The organism is Rhodococcus rhodochrous, from assembly GCF_014854695.1.
GTDB lineage: Bacteria > Actinomycetota > Actinomycetes > Mycobacteriales > Mycobacteriaceae > Rhodococcus.
Genome location: NZ_CP027557.1, coordinates 5254263 through 5274029, shown reverse-complemented (window position 1 = coordinate 5274029; position 19767 = coordinate 5254263). Strand labels below are relative to the sequence as shown.

17 protein-coding genes and 1 pseudogene are annotated in these 19767 nt (G+C 66.9%); 5 read left to right on the top strand and 13 right to left on the bottom strand.

Translation table 11 applies throughout. The features are described from left to right. Positions 1 to 9: 9 nt before the first annotated feature. The 4 genes from mimD to C6Y44_RS24065 form a co-directional block, all read right to left on the bottom strand. Positions 10 to 351, bottom strand: a complete 342-nt coding sequence (gene mimD, locus C6Y44_RS24080) for a propane 2-monooxygenase effector subunit MimD (RefSeq protein ID WP_174246967.1) — start codon at positions 349 to 351, stop codon at positions 10 to 12. Beyond that, positions 348 to 1454 carry an aromatic/alkene monooxygenase hydroxylase subunit beta gene (locus C6Y44_RS24075; RefSeq protein ID WP_145690506.1) on the bottom strand — a complete coding sequence of 369 codons (1107 nt, stop codon included), beginning with the start codon at positions 1452 to 1454 and terminating at the stop codon, positions 348 to 350. Before C6Y44_RS24075 ends, mimD begins: the two co-directional genes overlap by 4 nt. 42 nt (positions 1455 to 1496) lie before the next feature. After that, positions 1497 to 2540, bottom strand: coding sequence for a 2Fe-2S iron-sulfur cluster-binding protein (locus C6Y44_RS24070; protein WP_159417209.1), 1044 nt, complete (start codon positions 2538 to 2540; stop codon positions 1497 to 1499). Between the two features lie 81 nt (positions 2541 to 2621). Continuing rightward, complete coding sequence (locus C6Y44_RS24065) at positions 2622 to 4250, bottom strand: ferritin family protein (RefSeq protein ID WP_192378594.1); 1629 nt, start codon at positions 4248 to 4250, stop codon at positions 2622 to 2624. 281 nt (positions 4251 to 4531) lie between these two features. On the opposite strand from C6Y44_RS24065, the gene C6Y44_RS24060 reads away from it, so the two are divergent. After that, the gene (locus tag C6Y44_RS24060) at positions 4532 to 6274 is read left to right on the top strand and encodes a sigma-54-dependent Fis family transcriptional regulator (protein ID WP_159417210.1); all 1743 of its coding nucleotides are present in this window, start codon (positions 4532 to 4534) and stop codon (positions 6272 to 6274) included. Here C6Y44_RS24060 and C6Y44_RS24055 read toward each other — a convergent pair. Beyond that, complete coding sequence (locus C6Y44_RS24055) at positions 6181 to 7374, bottom strand: DUF418 domain-containing protein (RefSeq protein ID WP_225623675.1); 1194 nt, start codon at positions 7372 to 7374, stop codon at positions 6181 to 6183. The two genes, C6Y44_RS24060 and C6Y44_RS24055, sit on opposite strands and share 94 nt — an antisense overlap. 174 nt (positions 7375 to 7548) lie before the next feature. On the opposite strand from C6Y44_RS24055, the gene C6Y44_RS24050 reads away from it, so the two are divergent. Further along, positions 7549 to 8073: a pyridoxamine 5'-phosphate oxidase family protein gene (locus C6Y44_RS24050; RefSeq protein WP_159417211.1), complete on the top strand. Its 525-nt coding sequence runs from the start codon at positions 7549 to 7551 to the stop codon at positions 8071 to 8073. Between the two features lie 21 nt (positions 8074 to 8094). Here the strand turns inward: C6Y44_RS24050 and C6Y44_RS24045 are convergent, their stop codons facing one another. The 7 genes from C6Y44_RS24045 to C6Y44_RS24015 all read right to left on the bottom strand — a co-directional run bounded on the left by C6Y44_RS24045 (position 8095) and on the right by C6Y44_RS24015 (position 16443). Beyond that, positions 8095 to 9582, bottom strand: a complete 1488-nt coding sequence (locus C6Y44_RS24045) for a TerD family protein (RefSeq protein WP_159417212.1) — start codon at positions 9580 to 9582, stop codon at positions 8095 to 8097. A gap of 3 nt (positions 9583 to 9585) precedes the next feature. Then, a complete protein-coding gene (locus tag C6Y44_RS24040; RefSeq protein WP_159417213.1) occupies positions 9586 to 10854 on the bottom strand; it encodes a TerD family protein in 1269 nt (422 codons plus the stop codon). Between the two features lie 43 nt (positions 10855 to 10897). Further along, positions 10898 to 11674 carry an HAD family hydrolase gene (locus C6Y44_RS24035; RefSeq protein WP_404817808.1) on the bottom strand — a complete coding sequence of 259 codons (777 nt, stop codon included), beginning with the start codon at positions 11672 to 11674 and terminating at the stop codon, positions 10898 to 10900. Positions 11675 to 11739: 65 nt separating this feature from the next. Continuing rightward, the gene (locus C6Y44_RS24030; protein ID WP_159417215.1) at positions 11740 to 12846 is read right to left on the bottom strand and encodes a cysteine protease StiP family protein; all 1107 of its coding nucleotides are present in this window, start codon (positions 12844 to 12846) and stop codon (positions 11740 to 11742) included. Beyond that, a complete protein-coding gene (locus tag C6Y44_RS24025) occupies positions 12843 to 14138 on the bottom strand; it encodes a phosphoribosyltransferase family protein (protein WP_159417216.1) in 1296 nt (431 codons plus the stop codon). Before C6Y44_RS24025 ends, C6Y44_RS24030 begins: the two co-directional genes overlap by 4 nt. After that, positions 14135 to 15292: an HpcH/HpaI aldolase/citrate lyase family protein gene (locus C6Y44_RS24020; protein WP_159417217.1), complete on the bottom strand. Its 1158-nt coding sequence runs from the start codon at positions 15290 to 15292 to the stop codon at positions 14135 to 14137. Before C6Y44_RS24020 ends, C6Y44_RS24025 begins: the two co-directional genes overlap by 4 nt. A gap of 29 nt (positions 15293 to 15321) precedes the next feature. Beyond that, positions 15322 to 16443, bottom strand: coding sequence for a serine/threonine-protein kinase (locus C6Y44_RS24015; protein WP_159419090.1), 1122 nt, complete (start codon positions 16441 to 16443; stop codon positions 15322 to 15324). A 293-nt stretch (positions 16444 to 16736) separates the two neighbouring features. Between C6Y44_RS24015 and C6Y44_RS24010 the strand changes: the two genes are divergently transcribed. The 3 genes from C6Y44_RS24010 to C6Y44_RS24000 all read left to right on the top strand — a co-directional run bounded on the left by C6Y44_RS24010 (position 16737) and on the right by C6Y44_RS24000 (position 19305). After that, positions 16737 to 17312: a TerD family protein gene (locus C6Y44_RS24010; RefSeq protein WP_006550710.1), complete on the top strand. Its 576-nt coding sequence runs from the start codon at positions 16737 to 16739 to the stop codon at positions 17310 to 17312. A gap of 104 nt (positions 17313 to 17416) precedes the next feature. Further along, positions 17417 to 18523, top strand: a complete 1107-nt coding sequence (locus C6Y44_RS24005; protein ID WP_120280819.1) for a DUF475 domain-containing protein — start codon at positions 17417 to 17419, stop codon at positions 18521 to 18523. A gap of 122 nt (positions 18524 to 18645) precedes the next feature. Continuing rightward, a complete protein-coding gene (locus C6Y44_RS24000; protein WP_120283782.1) occupies positions 18646 to 19305 on the top strand; it encodes a TerD family protein in 660 nt (219 codons plus the stop codon). A gap of 164 nt (positions 19306 to 19469) precedes the next feature. Here C6Y44_RS24000 and C6Y44_RS23995 read toward each other — a convergent pair. Continuing rightward, positions 19470 to 19721 (bottom strand): annotated as a pseudogene (locus C6Y44_RS23995) (nitroreductase/quinone reductase family protein); the annotation flags it as partial. Positions 19722 to 19767 lie beyond the last annotated feature (46 nt).

The window sequence follows — 19767 nt, the reverse complement described above, 5'->3', positions numbered from 1 at the left end:
CCTCGATTCCTAGGGCGCGGTGAGGTCGAAGCCGATGTACTCGGCGGCGTCCTCGGGGCTGGCGAACAACATGGTCCTGTCGTCGAGATGCACCATGCGTCCGTAGTGGGTCGAGCTGATCTCCTCGAAGATCGATCCGTCGAACTCGCTGCCGAGGGCCTCGGTGAGCTCGTCGTAGTCGAACTCGAGCAACCTGGTGCCGTCGACGCGGATCATCGACGGGTACTCCGTCAGTTCCACTCCCTCCTTCGCACCCATGACGTCGGCGACGACGCGGCCGATCGGAGTGTTCATGAGCGTCACTCCGCACTTGTTGGAGAATTCGGTGGAGGATCCGAAATTCATGCTCACTGGTCCAACTCCTTCGGTGCTTCCAGGCCGATCTCCTCGAGCAGGGACCGGAACTTGGACTGGGCGGTTTCGAGGCTCGAGGCGAAGGTGATCGCCTTGTCGGACGGCTGCGACCAGATCGGCTGCAACGCCCGTGCCGCGTCGATGCACCGCGGCACCCACGTGCTCATCCACGACGAGAACAGTTCCTTGTTGGATTCACCGAATTCCTCGTCGCGCGTGAGCATTCGGTACAGAGCCCGGGTGTACGAGAGGTCGCGGTCGTAGTCGTGTTCACCGGTGCCGACGATCGTCGGGGTGATGTAGTCGCCGTTGCGGGCGGCGATCTGCATGATCAGCTCGGTCCGGAAGAGCGATCCCACCAGCTGCTCGAAGACGATGTTGGTGGCGAAGAGCAGTTCGCACCAGTCGCCCACCGCCGTCAGGCGTTCGACCACTTCGCGGGTGGGCTGCCATTCGGGGGCGGACTGCCAGACCTCCTTGTGGGCCGATCCGTCGAACGGCACACCGGATTCGGAGAGGTCGAGATTGAACAGCGCCAGGTCCTGCGCGAACCGCAGCTTGTGTGCCGCGTTGACCGCCACCGCGGTGTTGATCATGTTGGTCGGTCCCGACCGCTGGATCGACGTGAACACGTGCAGACCGAGACCGTTCTCGGCGTGCATCCACGCACCGAGGTTCCGGGCGATGAACGTGAGCCAGGGGGTGTTCCACACCTCGTACGCGCGTGCCCGCTTCGCGTTCTTCAGGCACAGGTCCACCTGCCGGACGACCGCCGCGTTGTTGCGGTAGATCGACTGGTCCCACTCCTCGTTCGGATCCCGGAACTGGTGCCAGTCCGATGATTTCGCGACCGTCCATTCCTTCGGGTAGCCTCCGGGGCCGTTGCCGAATCCGTAGATCCAGCCCTGGCTCAGGTGCCGCTCGGGGTCGGGTTGCACGTCGACGGTGACGTCCTCGTAGGTCGTCGCCCGCAGCTTCGCCGGCTTGTAGTAGTTGTAGGTGCGGCTCTTCGAACTCGGGAACTCCAGTGCGCCGGCCTCGGCATCGGTGAACTCGATGCGCGGGAAACTGCGCCTCTGGGGCTCTGCAGTGGCGGTCATCTGTGGATTCTCCTGTCGCTGGGACGAAGTGGGGAGCTTCGATCACTCGAAGGTCGGGCTGGTGAACTTGTCGTAGAAGATCTGGTCCTTCGGGACGTTCCTGCTCTCGAGAAGCTCGAGGGTGGCGTCCACCATCGGGGGCGGGCCGCACAGATACGTCTCGCACCGGTGGAGTTCGGTCTCGTGCGCACCGACCACGTCCGGAACCATGCCCGTCTCCACCCCGGTGAGATCGTCGGGAAGGCAGTCCGCGCTCTCCGACAAGCATGGCACGAAGACGAAGTCCCGTAAGCTTTTCGAGAATTCTCGTATCTCGCCGAGGTAGAACAGGTCGGCGGCGGTGCGGGCACCGTAGTAGAAGCGCACCGGGCGCGGATCGGAGGTCTCGCTCATGTGCCGCAACAGCGACAGGATGGGCGCCATCCCGGCCCCGCCACCGATGCAGACGATCGGCAGCACGTGACCGTCCTTGAGCGTCGACGATCCGTACGGACCCGTCAGTGCCAGTTCGTCCCCCACGTGCAGACCGTCGTCGAGCAGGCCCGAGAAGACACCGCCGGGATACTTCTTGATGAGGAACTGCACCCGATCGGTGGTCGCCGGGGTGGTGGCCATGGAGAACGACCGGTGATCCTCGGTTCCGGGGATGGTGATATCGGCGTACTGGCCGGCCTTGAACTCGAAGACCTCCGGTTCGATCGGCCGGACCTCGAGCGCGACGATGTCCCGGGTAACCGGTTCGATCGAGACCACCTCGGTCCGGACGTTCTGGATCGGCACGCCGCCGAGCAATTCGTCCTCGTCGAAGTTGAGCAGTTCGATGGTGCAGTCGCTGAACGAATGCGAACGGCAGAGCAGGACGTATCCCTCCTCGACCTCGGCGTCGTTGCAGGCGAAGGTGGAGTAGCGGTCCATCTGGATGTCGCCGTCGAGGACGTAGGACTTGCAGGCCGAGCATTGCCCCTCACGACATCCGTGCATCAGGTGGATGCCCTGCCGGAAGGCCGCGTCGAGGATCTTCTCGTCCTCGGCGACGTCCATTTCGATGTCGACGGGTTCGAAGTGGATGCGGTGGGTGTCGGCCACTGGAACCTCCTGTACTTCGGTAGGGGGACCCGGCCGGCGCGGATGCAGGGGGTGTGACCGCGCCGGCCGGACCGGGGTGTGTCAGAGCGGAGTGGCACCGGCGCGGTACTCCGCGACGTGCGCTTCCCGTTCCGCGTCCGACATCTGGTTCAGCAGCACGTTCGGGCTCTGGAAGGTGTTGCCCCGCACGTCGTCCAGGGTCCACATCTTCTTCGGGTCGAGATCGAGGTGCGGCTGGCCGATGAGGGTCTTCCCGTCGTCGCGGACGTAACCGAGGTCCTGGACGATGTCGGCGAGATCCTTGTCGTGGTGCAGCGTCTCCCATTCACGGAAACCGGTGAGACGACCCATGTTCGGGGTCTCGCGGCCCTCGTACTCGCCGCGGAAGGCGACCGCGTCGGTCCAGTAGCACGGCTCCGAGCAGTAGGTGCGCCACTGGTCGTCGACCTTCTCGACCACCATGTCCTCGCGGACGAGGCACGGCACCATGCACGTCCAGCACCGGTGGGGGTACTGGTATCCCACATCCTCGAAGGCGATCGGCTTGTTGCGTCCGGGATGGGCGAGACGGTTGTAGTTCTCCCACCACTTGCCGAACTTCGAGTACCAGCCGGGATACTTCTCCTCGAACCATTCGAAGTCGGCGTCGGTCATCGCGTCGATCCGCCAGTAGTTCACCGGCCAGCCGGTCGCGAAGAACCGTGCCACCTCGTGCACGTAGCTCTTCTCGGTGATGCGCTTCCACGCCTCCTCGACGGGATCGTGCGGGATGGTGAGCCCGTACTTCTCGAGCGGGAGCAGGTAGCTGCGGTAGTAGTCGTCGTAGATCCACCGTCGCCACATCTCGGCGTAGGATTCGCGGTCCTTCCGGCGGTCCTTCGTGCCGTACTCGATGAAGGTGCCGATCGCGGCGTCGACGACGCAGTGGTTGTTCCACCACGCGTACCGCAGGTCGCGTTCGAGGAGCGGGCGGTTGCGTTCGTCGGCGAGGGCCATCAGCAGGATCGAGTAGCCGTTGGAGATGTGCCGGGACTCGTCCGACTGCACGGAGTGGAAGACCGTGGGCAGCAGGTAGTCGCCGTTTGCGGCGGCCTCGTCGGGCATCGCGACGAAAAGCGTGTTGGTGAAGGCGGTCTCGGCGACCACCGTCAGGTAGATGTTCGCGGCGGTGATGGCGTCGCCGGTGATGAATCCTTCACCGAACTGCCGGCCGATGGTGCCCGCGTAGTTGTTCGCGAACGCCTTCTCCGTGATGTCGAAGCCGGCCGGGTCGATGTAGTTGTTCATGTACAGCTTCTTGAGGTTCATTTGAATCGTCGAGTGACGAACCTCGTCGATCATCTGCACCGCGAGCCCGTTGTGGATCTCGGGATTGGGCACGGCGTCGATGGCCATGGGCATCGCGCGGGCCGCGGAAATCTCGGGGAACGGGATGATCGACAGGAACAACTTCTGCCATTCGAGCCAGCGTTGCTGGACCTGACGGAACATGTTGCCGCGGATGGCGCCGTCCATGGCGCCGTAGACGCGGTTGTCCTTCTCCTCCTCCATCGGGAAGTACGACCGCATGATCTGCTTGAGCGGATCCTTCTTCGGGGCCTTCTCGAAGGTGTAGTCGGTGCCGAAGCGGGTCGCGGGTGTCGCGAAGGTGGGTTCCCACGACAGTTCGGTGATCTTCGCATGCGCCTTGGTGAGGCTCTGCCTGCTCAATGTGTGCCTCCTGGATCGGGAGCCGGCTGGCGCCGGCCGTCGGGAGATCGGGGGTGATGTCGATACAACCCCGGAAGAAACACACAATCTGTCTCATTCTGAGACGTGGATCACAGTTTGAAGCGTTAAAGTTGCGTTCGAAACATTCGGAAGAGCGACCCGCGCGACCGACAATCGGGAGATCGACGGTGAGTGCAGACAGACCGGGTGCTGCGTCGAAACGCGCAGCATCCCGAGACGGAGCCGGAGGTAGTGCGATCGCACCGGGCGATATCGGTCGGATGAGGCACTGGCTGCGCGTGTCGTGGTTGCGATCGGCGCAGGCGAACGTCGACGCCGACCAGCCGGGCGCCGACTACGTCGACCCGGACACGGTGGACACCGTGCTCACCCGCGCTGCGGCGCCGGTGCTGGATGCGATGGCCCAGGAGATCGACAGCGAACCCGTCTCGCTCATCCTCACCGACGCCTCCGGAACCGTGCTGCGCCGGCACCTCGGAGACCCCGGTCTCGCCGCTGCGCTCGACAGCGTCCATCTCGCCCCCGGGTTCCGGTACGCCGAGACGAGCGTCGGCACGAACGGCATCGGCACCTCCCTCGAGGTGGGCGCACCCCTGCTCATCCGCGGCGACGAGCACTACAACGGACGTCTACGCCGGTTCTCGTGTGCGGGCGCTCCGGTGACCCATCCGGTGACCGGGGCGGTGCTCGGCGCCGTGGACCTGACCACCCTGGCGGAGAACACCAATGCGCTGCTGCTGTCGTTCGCGAAGATGGTCGCGCAGCGGATCCGGGAACAGATCCTCGAGGAAGCCGGCGAGCTCGACCGGGCGCTGCTGCGCGACTACCACCTCGCCTGCCAGCATTCGGGCCGGCCGGTCATCGCGATCGGTGACGAAGTGCTCATGATGAACGACCTCACGCAGCGCGTGTTCGATTCGCGTGACCAGGCGGCCATCATCGACCGCACCCGCGACTCGCGGGGCAGGTCCGAACCGTTCACGCTCCTCGCCGACCTGCCGAGCGGCGTCACCGCACGGTTGTCCTACCGGCCCACCTTCGTCGACGACAGGCTCGCAGGCGGGATCGTGCACATCAAGGAACAGGTGAGCCGCGGGCGGGCACGGACGGCCGGTCGCGGTGGCGCTCCGGTTCTGCGATCCGTCGTCGGTACGAGCGCCACGTGGACGCGCGCCGTCGAGGAGGTGTTCGACGCCTGCGCGCGGACCGAGTGGATCGTCGTCGACGGCGAGCCGGGCTCCGGAAGGTCGGCCCTGGTCCGTGCGGTGCACGAATACGCCAGGAGCGGGCGCCTTCTCGTCTCGGCGGATGCGTCGACGGTGAGCGTCGACGAGCTCCTCGAGCGGATCGCGGCGGCGGTGGACGAGGGAGCGGATCTGCTGATCCGCCGCGTCGACGGACTCGACGGCGACACCCTCGATGCGGTGAGCGATTTCCTGCTCGATGCGGCGTCGAACTCCATTGCGGACGATTCCTGGGTGACGGTCACGATGGATTCGACCGACGGCCTGCCCGATACGCATCCGCTGTTGCGGTTGTTCCCCAAGACCGTGCCGGTGCCCCCGTTGCGTCACCACGTCGACGATCTGCCCGAACTGTCCCGCTTCCTGCTCGATTCGATGGGTGCCGAGAACCTGACGTTGTCCCGCGCCGCGGCGAACCAGCTCGCGCGACTGTCGTGGCAGGGCAACGTGACACATCTTCGAACGGTGCTCGAGGACATCTTCAGGCGCCGACGGTCCGGCACGATCGAGCTCGACGATCTGCCCGCGGAGTGCCGGTCGGCCACCCGCCGGCGCCTGACGAGAATCGAATCGCTCGAACGCGACGCGGTGGTCGACGCCCTCGCGCTCCACAACGGCGACAAGGCCGCCGCGGCACATGCTCTGGGGATGTCGCGCGCGACGATCTACCGCAAGATCCGCGAGTACGGAATCGAATTCGGCCGCGCTTCGAAACGGGAGCGGACGACACGTCGACGACGTTCCGACAGCCGCTCGTAGGACGCCCGCCACGCCCATTCGACCGGACCCTGACGGAATCGGCCGAGCCACCACCGGGATCCGACCACCATCACCGCTCCCACCGCAACGTACACCGCAATCGTGAACGGGACCCGCATGTCGGCGTCCACGGCCTTCGCCAGGCCGAATCCCCAGTCGTAACAGAGCACCGACGCGACGATGTTCTGCAGGATGTAGCAACTCAGCGCGGTCCGCCCGATGCGTTCACAGGCGGTACCGACCGTGCCGGTCGTGGACCTGCCGATGTAGAAATGGGCGATCCACGCCAGCAGGCCGAGCGCGACGAACGGTGCGATGCCGTAGCGCGCTGCGAATACACCTGCGGCACCACCGAACAGACCTGCGGCGAGATCGAGAGGCGCCGCGATCGCGCCGACCACCATCAGCCGTCGGCGCAGCACCGCACCTCTGCTGTCGAACAGACCGGTCGAATACAGTGCGGCACCGGTCAGGAACAGCGCGACCGTCATCGGGATCACGAAGATCACCTCGGCGCGGAACGCAGCGGCGTTGTCCACGCGGAAGACGACCATGTCCCACCAGGTGGCGGTGGTCAACTCGGGGGTCTCCGGATTCGGCGGTGAACCGGCGAGCGCCACGACGAGCGCGGTCACGGCCAGCGCGTGCACAGCGACGGCCGCACCCGCGACCCACAACCGCACACGACCGGAGGAGATCACGAGCCCGCACACGAGCATGGACGTCAGTGCATATCCCATGAGGATGTCGAACTCGGCGACGAGCAGGTAGTGCACGAGCCCGTCGACGAGGAGCAGGGCGGCGCGTACCCGGTAGCCGCCGGGCCACGGCCGCCCCGCTCGCTGTGCGGAGGCCGCCTGCACGGCCAGGCCGATCCCGAACATCAGCGTGAGTAGCCCGAGGAACTTCCCCTGTGTGAGCTGCATGAGGATGCGTTGCGGCCACGGATCGGTGCCGACCGAGGCGAGATAGCCGACGATGCCGGCGGGATCGGTGAAGATCCAGACATTGGCGGCGAAGGTGCCGAGGATGGCGATTCCCCGGGCCACGTCGAGGGCGAGGATGCGTCGCTGTCGCGTCGTCGGATCGGTGACCGTCATGGTCCTCACCATGCGACGCGGAGGGTGCGGTGCGCGTCGGCCGACCGGGGGATGGCGGGTCCTCCATGCGGGTGACCCGGCGCTCGGTGGTCTCCCCGAGAGCATGGAGCGGCGAGGTGGAACAGAGCAAGAACTGTCGGGTCCCGTGGGCCTCGGTGATGTGAGCATGGAGTCATGCACGAAACCCCCACCGAACTCGCCGAACTCCAGGTGCTCCTCGACACGTCGCTGTCCCGGTCCACATCCCATCTGAGGTCGATCGTCGACGCGTCGCGGACCCTCACGGCCGAGCAGCTCGTCGAGGTGCTCACGGGCATGTGCGTCCTCTCGCTGGCGACGGTCACCGCCGGCGGTGAACCGCGCATCAGCGGTGTGGACGGACACTTCCTGCACGGCAAGTGGTACTTCGGCACGGCCCCCAACGCCGCCAAGGCCCGGCATCTCGCCGCACGTCCCGCAGTCAGCGCGGCGCACATACGCGGGGAGGACCTCGGCGTGTTCACGCACGGTCACGTGGAGATTCTCAACCCGTGCGGCGGTGAGCCGGCCGACGACTGGCCCGAACTGCTCGCCTACCTTCAGTCGTTCTACGGCGGGGACGCGTTCGACTGGGACGAGGAGGTGGTCTACTACCGCCTGGATCCGCATTGGATGACCGTGTACGCGCCTGATGTCACGGCGCTCGTCGACCGGCGCTGACCCCGTCGTCCGAGGATTGGATCACTCCAGGAGCGAGCTCCCACCCAGCGCGCCGCGCAGATGCTCGGTCTCGGTGGGCAGGCTGTCGGGAACGAACGTCCACCGGCCGCCCGTCCACGGATCGGCCAGCTCCCCGTCGACGGGGAGCTTCTGCGCCTCGTCCCACAGCATCTCCGCGACCTGATCGTCCGATGGATCGCCCGCGAGGACGACCGAGACCCGACCGGCACTGCCGGTACGCACGATCCGGACGATCTCGATCAGGTCGTCGTGGTCGTAGCCGTAGGGGAGCCCGGCGAGGACCAGCAACACGGGTGAGGCGGTCTCCGCGTCGACCTGCCGGGCGAGCGCGTCGAGGTCCGCCGCGTCGGCCAGCCCTCGGAGTTTGGCGGAGACCTGTGACCGGTCGTGGACGGGTGGTCCGGCAAGTCGGGCTGCGGTGAGGGGTTCGAGTGCGGGCAGCGTCCGCCCTGGATCGACGAGGTGCAACAGGGTGCCGGGCCGGGCCGTGAGCAGCCGCACGACCACGGACGACACGACGGGACCGAGTTCGGCCGGATCACCGTCGATCCACAACGGTCGCGTGAGCGGCGCCGGCAGACACAGGGGGATGCGCAGTGGACCCAGATCGGGCGCCGTCACCTCACCCACCCGCACGCCGTCGCTCGGCAGGTGCAGGTGCATCCAGGCCGGGGAGATCCACGATGCGAGTGCGGGCGGCAACGTCGCGTCGACGGTGAGCAGCTCGGCGGCGAGCACCGCACTGTCGTCGCGGTAGCGGGCCTCGGCGACACCGACGAGCTCGTCGTAGCGCTGCTGCGCACGTGCCCGGGCACGGTCGGCCTCGGGCTCCATGCGCCGGGCGGGATCGGCCACGGCTGCCGAGAGTTCGTCGTCGAAGCGGTGCTGGGCGAACTCCACACTCGACGTGTACGCGGCGGCCGACCGGGCGGCGTCCTCGAAGATCCGCCACAACACCTCGAGGGGTGAGAGGCCGATGACGGGATCGGCCCCGGGAGCGGCCACCTTCTCCGCATCGGAGGGTGACTCGACATCCACTCCGTGCGCGGTGAACATCTCGGCGAGTCCACCGGCGTATCCCTGGCCGAGGGCGCGGATCTTCCATTCGTCGTGACGACGGTAGATCTCCCAGCACAGCAGCGCCGTCTCGGTACCGACCGCCGGTTCCACGTGAAACGACGCGAGGACGGTGCCCGCCGCGTCGGACAACGAGGTCGACACCGCTGCGGGTCGCTCGCAGCCGACCGCGCACAGCACGCGTGCACCGGGACGGACCGAGTCGACGTCGACGACGATCACCTCGCCCTCGAGTCGAATGCCGGGCGTGCCGGGCTGGTTGTAGAACACGACGTCGTCGGAGGACGCCACCTGCAGGCCGTCGTCCACGACGAACGCGAACACGTCGAGCGGGACGGATGCGGTCGCCGTGAAACGGGCCGTGCGGGTCGGCAGCGGGGCGTTGCGCCCCGCTGTGAAGAGCTCGCCCACCGGTCAGACGGCCAGGAACCGGCCCAATTGCGGCGCAGCCTCACCGGGATGCTTCGCCTGCATGCCCTCGCCGATGGCCTGCAGCTTCCATTCGCTGCCCTGGCGGTAGACCTTCGCCATGACCATGCCCGTGAACGGCATGCCACCCTGCAGCGTGTAGCGGGCCAGCTCGGTGTCGATCGTGCCGTCGATGAGACGGCAGAACGCATTCTTCACTTGCTCGAAGGTGTGGCCCTTGTAGGAGGTGACGATGAACATCACCGTCGTGACATGGGCGGGGACCCGCGTGAGGTCGACGAGCATCACCTCGTCGTCGCCCTCACCGGCACCGGTGAGGTTGTCGCCCTGGTGCTGGACCGAACCGTCCTTCGACTGCAGCTGGCCGTAGTACACGACGTCGGCGATCTGGTTGTCGGCGAACATCACGGCCGAGGCGTCGAGGTCGATGTCGGCGGAGCGGTTGCCGAACAGGCCGCGCTTCTCCACCGGATCCCAGCCGAGCCCCATGCGCAGGAAGGTCAACGCGACGCCGCCGTCCTTGCGGAGGGTGACCTTCTGGCCCTTCACCAGGCTCACCGGGCGGTTCTTCGTGAGGCTGACCTCCGCGGGCTGTGCCGGAGCCGTCGGTTGTGCCGGAGGTGCCGGCTGCGCCGGATATGCCGGAGGTGGGGTCAGCTGCACCGGCGGAGGCGGAGTCTGCTGAACGGGCGGAGCCTGAGCGGGCGTGGGAGCGACAGGCTGCGGTGCGGCAGCAGGTTGGGCCGGTGCGTCGTCGACGCTGACGCCGTGATCGGTCACCAGCGCCGCGAATCCGCCCGCATATCCCTGGCCCACGGCGCGGACCTTCCACGCGCCCTGGCGCCGGTACAACTCCAGCGCGATCACGATGGATTCGGTGCTCAGTCCGTCGATCCGGTACTCGTACAACACCGTTCCCGCACTGTCGGACACGCGCGCGGTGGGCGGTGCGAACCGACCGAAGTTGCTCGACGCATCGTCGAGGGTGATCACAGCGCGTACCTGATCGATGTCGGCGGGAACCTGCGCGAGCGACACGGCGAGCGATGCTGCCTGTCCGGGCGCGCCGGATACGAGACGCACACCCGGCCCGGTGGGCTGGTTGAAGAACACGAAGTCGGCGTCGGAGCGCACCTTGCCGTCGGCCTTGACGAGCAGTGCGGACAGATCGGCGGGCGTGGTCAGCTCGAGCGAGACGACGACGTCGGACGCGGTGAGCGGTCCGTTCTGACCCTTGGAGAGCGGAGTCGACAAGAGATGTGTCCTCACTGTGTTCGGTGACCGGGCACCTTCTACTCTACGAAGCGACCGGAAGACGAGCGGATCGGGCGAACCAGGTGAGAATCTCCTCCCCGGCGGTGACGCCCGCGGCGGCGGTCACCGAGACGGTCGGGTGGCGCCAGTCCATCAGTTCGAGTTCGCCGTGGCGAGGCCGGATCGCGGCGTCGGCGGCCTTCAGCATCTCCGCATCGAGCGCACCGTCCCCCGCGGCGAAGACGGGGGCATCCTCGGCGAGCACCCCGCGGTCGCGGAGCCGCCGGTGCACCTCGGCCACCGCGCGGCTCTTGCACACGCTGTTCGGCATCGTGTAGATCTTCCGGCCCTGCTGCGAGGCGTTCCAGCCGCGCGTCGAACACCACTCGTGCCAGTCGTCGAGGAATCCCACCGGTTGCGCTGCGACGTCGACGACGAGATAGCAGAACAACTCGTCGGCGATGCGGAACTTCGACACCCAGTCCTCGGAGATGCGGCGACGCAGTTCGGTCGTCACCTCGTCGAGGCTCGCGCCCCCATCGCGTACCGCTGCTTCCACGGTCCTGCGCCAGTGCGGGTCGAGATGCCCGTCCTCGATGATCGACCCACCGTTGCTCGCGATGGCATACCGCCACGGACCGCCGGGGAGGTCGATGCGGCGGAACTGTTCGGGTGTGCGCGTGGTCGTCGGCACCATCGCGACCTCGTCGGCGAGCGTCCGAAGCTGTTGTGCAGCAGTGTCGGTGACGTACGACAGCGGTGCGCCCTCGTAGTACTCGACGCACAGCAGAGCCTGCGTGTCGAACTGGTCGCCGGTCATCGCGGCGCGCGAATAGATGAGGGTGCGGTCGAGGTCGGTGGCGACCAGGGCGGGCGCAGTGCTGGTCACGGCAGGTCCTTGATCAGGCCCATGCAGGAGTAGGCCAGGTCGGGAACCTCCTCGACGGGAACGTCGCGGGCGGCCGCGAGCATCCGGATGTGGGCGTGCTCGTCGGCGGTGATGTCGCGTACCAGAACCTTCCAGGGAACGCGGCGTAGCAACACACGGGTGGTCTCTCCGACACCGGGTTTGACGAAGTTGACGCTCGAGATGCCGTACTGCGCCCGCACCCGCTCGACGGACTCCCAGCCGGCCCAGGTAGGGGTGCGGTCGGATTCGAGCACTGTCTGCGCAGCCGATGCGACGTCGCCGCACGTGTCGAACTCTGCGGTGACGGCGTCCAGCAGATGGTTCGACACGTCGTCCGCGGCCAGCTCGGCGTAGAACTTGGCGCCGTGGAACTCTCCGGGGCCGATCAGGCTGTCGTTGAGGACCGTCCGCGAGACCAGTCCGGAGACGGTGGAGTTCAGGCAGGCCGAGGCGATGAGGAAGTCGTCGCGCGTGCCGTAGGTGCGGACGCAGTGGCCGGGGTCGGCGAGTACCGCGAGATCGTCGGACAGGACGGGACCGCCTCGCGCGGTGTATTCGGCGAGCGCAGCGGACAGTTCACGCGCGATCGCGCCCTTACCCGTCCAGCCGTCGACGAAGACGATCGACGCGGGATCGTGCCGCGCGGTGATGTGATCGAGGGCGGCGGAGTCGATTCCGCGGCCCCGGACGATCGACACGGCGTAGTGCGGCAGCGTCAACCCGTGGTGGTGCAGCGCCCACCGGCGGATCAGGATGCCGATCGGGGTGCCCGCCCGCGCAAGCGACACGAGGGTCAGGTCGGTTCCGCGTTCGGAGAGAAGCAGTTCGGTGACCGTGCCCACCGCGTGCGCCAACCGGCCCGCTGTGCCGGCCAGTGCCTTGTCGAACAGTTCGCGGTAGGCGGCGTCGGGCTGGTACTCGATCGGCAGGGACTCCGCGTAGTGCGCGAGACCCGCCTGGATCCGTGCCTCACGTTCGGCGATGTCGCCCTCGAGGTCGGCGTGGGAGAGGTCCTTGAGCAGCCACGTCACCTCGTCGGGCGCGTAGGAGCCGAACTCGGGTCCGGTCAGTGGCACGGTCATACGGTCTCCCTGTGGGTGCGCAGCACCGTCGGATCGGTGGCGGGCACGATCACGACGAGGACGTCCTCGCCGGCAGCTGTGAGCACGTCGAGAACGCCTCCCGGTGCGCGCAGACGGTCGGTGTCGGCGGGCGAATCGATGACGAGGATCAGCTCGGCGCGGACCTCGGTCGGCGTGGGCCACTGCGCGTTGTAGAGGAAACGCGGCACCTCGTTCTCGAACTCGCTGTCGATGTGTTCGGGGGCGGTGAAACGGAATCCGCGGCGCAACGGATATCCGTCGACGTCCATCACGTGGACGGGGGAGCGGGTCGTGGTCTGGAACCGGGCGGGGGTGCCGCGTTCGACGAGCGCCTCCGCGAGTCGCAGCGGCAGGTACATCAGTTCCTCGTGTCCGACGACGACGGCGGGACGCCGGGCATCGCGCACCTCCGCGATCGCGTCGGCGAGTGTCGACAACGCCGCGTCGAAGGCCGCCGCGTCGGCCCGCAGCATCCCGTGCCGCCCACCGTCGGGCACGTGGGACGGCCACGCCGCGTGGAGGAACCGGACGTCGCCGCGTCGATCGCCCACCGGATTGAGGAGAGGGTCGGGCAATGCCGCGACCCGCGCGACGAGATCGTCGGGGACGACGGATCGTCCGGCGGCCAGGCTCACGTGCTCGATGGTCGTGCCGAGTTCCGCCGCGACCTCCGCAGTCCGGCGGCGATCCTGCTCCGACCGCATGTCGACGAGGGAGGCGAGCACGTAACGATCACGCGGATGATCGCGGTGCAGCGCGCGGATGGCGTCGAGGGCCGTTGCACCCGTGGAGATCTCGTCGTCGACGAGGACGAGCGGCGCAGCGTTGGCGAACAGTGCGCCGGAGGTCGGCTGGAGCAGGTGGAAGGTCGCGTGCGAGTGCCCCTCCTCGAATCCGGTGAGCACCTCCGCTCCGGGAACCTGGCGTCGCGTCGAGTGCAGGTAGCATGCGGCGTCGAGGGCGTCGGCCACGCAGTGACCGAGACCCGTTGCGGTTTCGGCGAATCCCATGACGACAGCGTCGGATGTTGCATCGCCGAGGAGATCGGCGACGAGCCGGCCGAGCCGGTGACCGGCACCGCGCACCGCGGCCGGCTCGGTGGGGATGTGCTTACCGAGAACCGTGGAGACGAGCAGGTGCGCGCGTCGTGGATTGCGTCGCAGCCCCGGTCGGACGAGTTCGGGAACGGTGTAACCGCACGGCGACTCCACATGTTCGAGAGCGAATCCGAGCTCTGCGGTGGCCCAAGGAATATCGAGAATATCGGTCATCGGTCCACCAGCGCCGTCAGCAGGTCGACGAAGGTGATCCCCTTACGGGTGACACCGAACACCGACGCGCGCAACAGGGTCTGCTCGGCCCACGTGCGGTGGGGTCGCCGTTCGTTCATCTTGTTGCCGTATCCCGAGGCCTGCACACCGCCGGTGTCGCGATCGAGGATGTCGGTCGCATCGTGGAACTCCTCGTGGGTCACGGCCGACAAGGCATGTACCGCAGCGACATGCGACGGATGGATGACGGTCTTGCCCTGGATACCGTTGGCGCGGTCGAGGGCGATCTCGCGCAGCAGACCGTCGAGATCGCGGCTGACGAGCTGCTGACGGAACAGCACGGCGTCCTGCTCCTCGAAGGGCGTCGAGCGCAGCATCGGGCGGAACATGCGTTCGTGATCGGCGAAGTACTCCCAGACGGGCCCGGTGATGACGAAACCCGTTCCGTCGGTACGCCCGAGGTGGTTGACGATGTCGGCGATCACGTCGACGACGACGCGGACGTCGTAGATCGTCAGGTCGCGGTCGCGCCGGATACCGAAGGTCGCGCACATGTCGGTCGCACCGATCCGGACGGCGAGGACACGGTGGCGATGTTCGGCGAGGATGCCGGAGATCGCACGCAATTCGCCGTCGCGGGTCTCGCGGTGGACGACCTCGGCCGACTCGATGACGGGCATCGCGTAGAGGTGACGGCCGAGCAGATCCGACGCCGCGGCCACCGCCTCGAGGAAGGCGGGCCCGGTGTGTGCGGTGAACTTGGGCACCACGAATCCGGTCAGCACGGCCTTGCCGGCGCCGAGCATCGACGCGATCCGTCCGACGCCGTCGGCTGTGCGGACACGGACGAACAACATCATCGGCGACGGTCCGTGTTCGGCGAGCGCATCGAGCGTCGCGACGGCGTTCTGCAGGCCCTGCTCGACCTCGTCGTCGGCGACGGCGTCCTCGAGGTCGAGGACCATCGACGTCACACCCTCGGTCGCACGCTTCGAGATGGTCGCGACGAGATCGCCGCGCGTCGCGGGTACGTAGAGCGTGGCGCCGAGAGCGGTCGCCAGGCGGTCGCGATCGTCGCTGTGCCCGAACGGCTCGGGACGGTGCAGGAACAACTCCTCCATCGTCGCGCCGTCGAGATGCCGAAAGTGCTGCATGGCGCGCACTTCGGTAAGCGTGGCCCCCCTCATGCGTTCTCGGTCCGTCCTCTCATCCGATCGACCACTCCTGCGATGAAGGTAGACACCGCATCCAAATCTCTGACGTAGGCCCAGTAGTCGGGGTGCACACCGGTGAGTGCGTCGACGGCCCTGTCGATCCGGCTCAACTGCGAGTCGAGAACGGAACCCCATTCTGCGGTGAGACCGCGTTGCACGGCCAGGTGTTGTGCGTCACGGAGGCGGAACCGCACCTCGTCGACCTTGGCCCCCGGATTCTGCCGGACGGAACGCAGCGTAGCGAGTCGTGCGGTCACGGCGTCGACGAGTTCTTCGGCGCGCGACAGTTCGGCGCGGATCGCCGCGACCAGCTCGAGGGCTTCCTCGGGGCGGCCGTCCTTCGCCGCCGCCCGTGCGCGTCCGAGCTGGTCCTCGGCGCGAGCGAGCAGTTCGGCGGCCTGTTTCTCGTTCCCGGACAGGTCGGCGGAGCTGGCCGCATTGAACTCGCGCAGCAGCGCGGAGAAGGCCGGGGCGAGACCGTCCGTGCGGGTCCGGACCGCTCCGATCCTGGTGGTCACCGAAGCGAGGGTGCGAGCGGCCTCGTCGCGGCGCCCCGGTGCTGCGGCGAGGGCGTCGAGCAGAGCGGTGGTCGCCTCTTCGACTCGGAGGGCCGCCGTGCGGGTCGCGCCTACGCCGTGCGCCGCATCGAGGCTGTTCAGGGCCTTCTCGAGCGCTTCGGTGGCGGATCGAACCGACGGATAGTTCGCAAAGGCAACAAAATCCGGGGTCTGTGTCGCGGCGAGGGTGTTGCGCGCTTCGGTACGCATCCGGTGCGCCAACTCGGGCACCGTGTTCGCCACGGCCGTCATGTGCTCGAGGTGCCCCCGGTTGTTTCCGAAGAATTCATCAAGTGTTCGTGTTGCTTCGGTTATCTGCCGCAGCGCCTGCTCGTAGGCCGGAGCAGGTGCGAGCGGTTGTTCCGGATCCGTCACTGCCAGTTGGAGATACGTCTCACCGGCGCGATAACACGCCTGACGGATGGGATCCCACTGACGCAGCAGGTGCCGTTCGGGTTCGAGCTCGTACGACGCGGCCACACCGGCCTCGATGACGGACTGGCGCTTGTCCATGTCGAGGAACGCCGCGACCATCGCATCGTGTGCACGACGAGCCGCGGGATCTTCCGTGTTTCCCCCGCCGAACAGGCGGCGCGTCCATCGGGTCGCCACAGAACCGAATGGTACTGGGCGCACGTCCACCGGGCCGATCCGTCACCTTTCCGCCGGTCGGAACCGTGGTTCGTGCGGGTCACGGAAGTGAGGCGCGGGACCGGGCATAGTGGATATGGGCGTACCCCACGGCAACAACTAGTGTGGGGAGAAACGCACACCGGGCGTGCCCTATACCGGTACGTCGACCGTTGGAACGATCGAAAGGACCCCGCATGGGCGTCAGCTTGACCAAGGGCGGAAACGTCTCCCTCACCAAGGAAGCTCCGAACCTGACGGCAGTGGCCGTCGGCCTGGGCTGGGACGTTCGCACCACCACCGGCACCGACTTCGACCTCGATGCCAGCGCCATCGCCACCGGGGCCGACAAGAAGGTCGTCTCCGACCAGCACTTCGTCTTCTTCAACAACCTCAAGTCGCCCGACGGTGCCATCGAGCACGCCGGCGACAACCGCACGGGTGAGGGCGAAGGCGACGACGAGGTCATCAACGTCGACCTCGCCGCCACCCCGGCGAACATCGAGAGCATCTTCTTCCCGGTCTCGATCTACGATGCCGATTCCCGCAGCCAGTCGTTCGGCCAGGTCCGCAACGCGTACATCCGCGTCGTCGACCGCGCGAACGGCAACGAACTCGCTCGTTACGACCTGTCCGAGGACGCCTCGACCGAGACCGCCATGGTCTTCGGCGAGCTGTACCGCAACGGTGCGGAGTGGAAGTTCCGCGCCATCGGCCAGGGTTACGCGTCCGGTCTCGCGGGTATCGCCCGCGATTACGGCGTCAACGTCTAGTTCGTTTCTTCCGGGTTCCGGCTTCGGTCGCAGTACCGAAGCCGGAACCTCCGTGCAGTAACCACCCTGCAACGCCCTGATTCCGATTAGAAAGGCCACGCTTCGTGGTTCTGCGAATATTCGGTGCATCCTTCGCGGTCACCGTCGTCTCCCTCGTGGTCGCCTTCCTCTACGGCGGCCCGCAAGCTCTGTTCCTCTGCGTGATCCTCGGCATCCTCGAAGTCTCGCTGTCGTTCGACAACGCGGTCATCAACGCGACCGTGCTGCGGCGGATGAGCGAGTTCTGGCAGAAGATCTTCCTCACCATCGGCATCCTCATCGCCGTCTTCGGTATGCGTCTGGTGTTCCCCCTCGCGATCGTGTGGGTGGCGTCCGGACTCGGACCGATCGAGGCGTTGAATCTGGCGCTCAATCCGCCGGCCGACGGAGCTGCCTACTTCCCGGACGGCAGCCCCAGCTACGAGACCCTCATCACCGACGCGCATCCGCAGATCGCGGCGTTCGGCGGCATGTTCCTGCTGATGCTCTTCCTGCACTTCATCCTCGAAGAGCGCGAGATCAAGTGGCTGGAATGGCTCGAACGTCCCCTCGCCAAGGCCGGCAAGCTCGAACAGCTCGAGGTCGTCGTCGCCACCGCGCTGCTGCTCATCACGGCCACCGTCATCGCACCCGAGGACAAGGTCTCGACCGTCATGATCGCCGGCGCGCTCGGCATGATCACCTACATCGCGGTCAACGGGCTCGGCGAGATGTTCCACATCCCCGAGGAAGGCGAAGAGCCCAGCGGCGGACCGAGCGGCCTCGCGAAGGCCACCGGTAAGGCCGGCTTCTTCCTGTTCCTCTACCTCGAGGTGCTCGACGCGTCGTTCTCGTTCGACGGTGTCATCGGCGCCTTCGCCATCACGTCCGACCCGATCATCATCGCCCTGGGCCTCGGCTTCATCGGCGCGATGTTCGTCCGCTCGATCACCATCTTCCTGGTGCGCAAGGGCACGCTGTCCGACTACGTGTACCTCGAGCACGGTGCTCACTGGGCCATCGGTGCGCTGGCACTGATCCTGCTGTACTCGATCGGCACCCACGTCCCCGAGGTCATCACCGGCCTCGTCGGTGTCGCCCTGATCGGTGCGGCATTCGCCTCGAGCATCTACCGCAACCGCAAGATCGCGGCGAGGGAAGGCGAAGATGCTGTGAAGACCAGCATCCCCTGATCCTCGACAGTTCGAACCACATGCCGATGGGAGCCCTCGATCCGACACCTCGGATCGGGGGCTCCCATCGCTTTCCCATCCCGTGCGCAACCGCGCGCAGCAACTCCGACGAAAGGCTCGACATGGCCATCGACTACAACAAGAAGCCCGAGCAGAACGCCGGCGGCGTCAACCTGAGCAAGATCAACCTCACCAAGGAATCGCCCACCGTGAGCCTGTCGAAGGCCGGGTCCGGGCAGGGCGTCACGCGGGTGAACCTCAACTGGTCGCGCGGTGAGCAGAAGAAGGGCTTCCTCGCCAAGCTCACCGGCGCGAGCGGTGGTGTGGACCTCGACCTCGGTTGCCTCTTCGAACTCGCCGACGGATCGAAAGGTGTCATCCAGGCGCTCGGCAACAGCTTCGGCGCGCTGAACACCCCGCCGTACATCCACCTCGACGGTGACGACCGCACCGGCTCGAACACCGGCGGCGAGAACATGTCCGTCAACCTCGAACGCCCCGAACTGTTCAAGCGTGTGCTGATCTTCGCGATGATCTACGAGGGCGCGCCGAACTGGGCTGCCGTGGACGGCGTCGTCACCCTGACCCCGCCGTCGGGGCCGCAGATCGAGGTGCGTCTGGACTCGCCGAACAACGGCGCGCGGATCTGCGCGATCGCGATGCTGCAGAACACCGGGCAGGGCATCACCGTCGAGCGTCTCGTGCAGTACATCGACGGCAGCCAGTCCGACCTCGACCGCGCGTTCGGGTGGGGCATGCAGTGGCAGGCGGGGCGTAAGTAGGCCTACCCCAGAAGTCGTCCCGGCCCGGGTGGCCGGTCACGGAGATCCCGTCGGCGCGTGCCGGCGGGATCTCGGTGGTTCCGACCCCGCTCAGCGGGGTCGAAGACACCGAGGTGTGTGCGTCCGGTTCTCTCGGGCGGGATGTCGATTGTCGAACCGGAATGTCAGTTTCGGTGGAGAGCGAGGACCGGAATGGTGCGCACCCCGCGGGTCTTCTCCTCGTACTCGGCGAAGCCGGTGTAGCGGCGAGCCTGTTCGGCATAGATACGGTCGCGTTCGGCGCCGGTGATCTCTTCTACCGTGACTTCGAAGGTCTCGGTGCCGATCTCGACCTCCGCTCGACCGGCGGTGGTGAGGTTGTAGTACCAGGCCGGGTGGGAAGGTGCACCCCCTTTGCTCGCGAAGACGTACACGGTCCCTGCGGGCGTGCTCGACCGACGGCTCACCGCGAGGGAGATCGAC

What these genes read in the sequence shown, in the direction of transcription:
- C6Y44_RS24075 (WP_145690506.1), bottom strand. Translation starts at nt 1,454, where the DNA reads ATGACCGCCACTGCAGAGCCCCAGAGGCGCAGTTTCCCGCGCATCGAG.
- C6Y44_RS24060 (WP_159417210.1), top strand. Translation starts at nt 4,532, where the DNA reads ATGAGGCACTGGCTGCGCGTGTCGTGGTTGCGATCGGCGCAGGCGAAC.
- C6Y44_RS24055 (WP_225623675.1), bottom strand. Translation starts at nt 7,374, where the DNA reads ATGACGGTCACCGATCCGACGACGCGACAGCGACGCATCCTCGCCCTC.
- C6Y44_RS24050 (WP_159417211.1), top strand. Translation starts at nt 7,549, where the DNA reads ATGCACGAAACCCCCACCGAACTCGCCGAACTCCAGGTGCTCCTCGAC.
- C6Y44_RS24035 (WP_404817808.1), bottom strand. Translation starts at nt 11,674, where the DNA reads ATGACCGGCGACCAGTTCGACACGCAGGCTCTGCTGTGCGTCGAGTAC.
- C6Y44_RS24030 (WP_159417215.1), bottom strand. Translation starts at nt 12,846, where the DNA reads ATGACCGTGCCACTGACCGGACCCGAGTTCGGCTCCTACGCGCCCGAC.
- C6Y44_RS24025 (WP_159417216.1), bottom strand. Translation starts at nt 14,138, where the DNA reads ATGACCGATATTCTCGATATTCCTTGGGCCACCGCAGAGCTCGGATTC.
- C6Y44_RS24020 (WP_159417217.1), bottom strand. Translation starts at nt 15,292, where the DNA reads ATGCAGCACTTTCGGCATCTCGACGGCGCGACGATGGAGGAGTTGTTC.
- C6Y44_RS24015 (WP_159419090.1), bottom strand. Translation starts at nt 16,443, where the DNA reads ATGGTCGCGGCGTTCCTCGACATGGACAAGCGCCAGTCCGTCATCGAG.
- C6Y44_RS24010 (WP_006550710.1), top strand. Translation starts at nt 16,737, where the DNA reads ATGGGCGTCAGCTTGACCAAGGGCGGAAACGTCTCCCTCACCAAGGAA.
- C6Y44_RS24000 (WP_120283782.1), top strand. Translation starts at nt 18,646, where the DNA reads ATGGCCATCGACTACAACAAGAAGCCCGAGCAGAACGCCGGCGGCGTC.